This window comes from Mesorhizobium sp. M7A.F.Ca.CA.002.05.1.1 (assembly GCF_003998335.1).
Lineage (GTDB): Bacteria > Pseudomonadota > Alphaproteobacteria > Rhizobiales > Rhizobiaceae > Mesorhizobium.
This window is the reverse complement of record NZ_RZQI01001294.1, coordinates 1-1,181: the sequence shown is the minus strand read 5'-3', so window position 1 is coordinate 1,181 and position 1,181 is coordinate 1. Positions and strand designations below refer to the sequence as shown.

The window sequence follows — 1,181 nt, the reverse complement described above, 5'->3', positions numbered from 1 at the left end:
GACAGGTCGATGCCGCCGGTGATGATGACCTGCGTCACGCCGATGGCGATGATGCCGACGATCGACACCTGCAGGATGATGATCTGCAGGCGCGCTTCGTTGAAGATGCCGCCGACGTCGCTGCGTGTGTTGAACAGGAAGCTGTCGCCGAGAAAAATGCGGCCGATCAGTTCGAAGATGACGACGAGAATGACCAGTGCCAGGAAAACATTGAACTCGGCCGGCCATGTGCGCTTCCTCGCATCATAACCGACGCCGCCGACGCCATGAGATGTCTGTGCCACGTATTCTGTCCTCCATCAGCCGCGGTCGCCCTCGCGCCTGCGGCGCTGAGGGAGAGAGGGGAGCGGCGCTGTCTTGATCGAGAGCGCCGCTCCGTATCGAACCGTTGGCGGCTCAGTTCTTCTTCAGGAACTTGTCGATGTTGGCGGGCGTCACCAGCTGGAAGGGCACGTAGACCTTGTGCTCGACCTTCTCGCCCTTGGCGAGCTTGAGCGCCGCATCGAGAGCGCCGGCGCCCTGGCCGGCCGCGTCCTGGAACACGGTTACGTCGAGGTCGCCCGCCTGCATGGCCGCCAGCGCGTCCTGGGTGGCGTCGACGCCGCCGACGACAACCGCCTTCATGTCGATGTTGCCGGCCTTCATCGCCTGGATGGCGCCGATGGCGCTTTCGTCATTGTTGGCGATGACGCCGTCGAACGGCTTGCCGGTCGACAGCCAGTTGGTCATCAGGTTCTGCGCCTCGTCGCGGTTCCAGTTCGACGTCTGCTTGTCGATGATCTTGATGAAGCTGCAATCCGGCGTCGCGATCACATCGTCGATGTCCTTGGTGCGCTGCACGGCGGCCTGGTTGGAAAGCTCGCCCATGATCACATAGACATTGGCTTCCTTCTTGCCGGCTTCCTTGAACAGGCGGCAGACTTCCTTGGTCTCGAGCGTGCCGGAATCGGCTTCGTTCGAGGCGACGAAGGCCTGGTTGTCGGGCAGCGTGTCGACATTGACCGGCTCGCGGTTGACATAGACCAGCGGGATCTTGGCTGCGGCGGCGGCGTCCGACATCGCCTGCGTGGCCGAAGTGTCGACCGGGTTGACGATGATGGCATCGACGCCCGAGGCGGCGAAGTTCTTGATCTGGTCGAGCTGCTTGGCAACGTCGTTCTGTGCGTCCTCGACCTGCAGCT

1 protein-coding gene and 1 pseudogene are annotated in these 1,181 nt (G+C 62.7%); both read right to left on the bottom strand.

All coding sequences use genetic code 11. The features are described from left to right. Positions 1-284: pseudogene (locus EN939_RS34995) on the bottom strand (ABC transporter permease); the annotation flags it as partial. A 112-nt stretch (positions 285-396) separates the two neighbouring features. Continuing rightward, the coding region (locus EN939_RS34990) for a substrate-binding domain-containing protein (RefSeq protein WP_164751550.1) at positions 397-1,181 on the bottom strand (785 nt) is incomplete at its 5' end.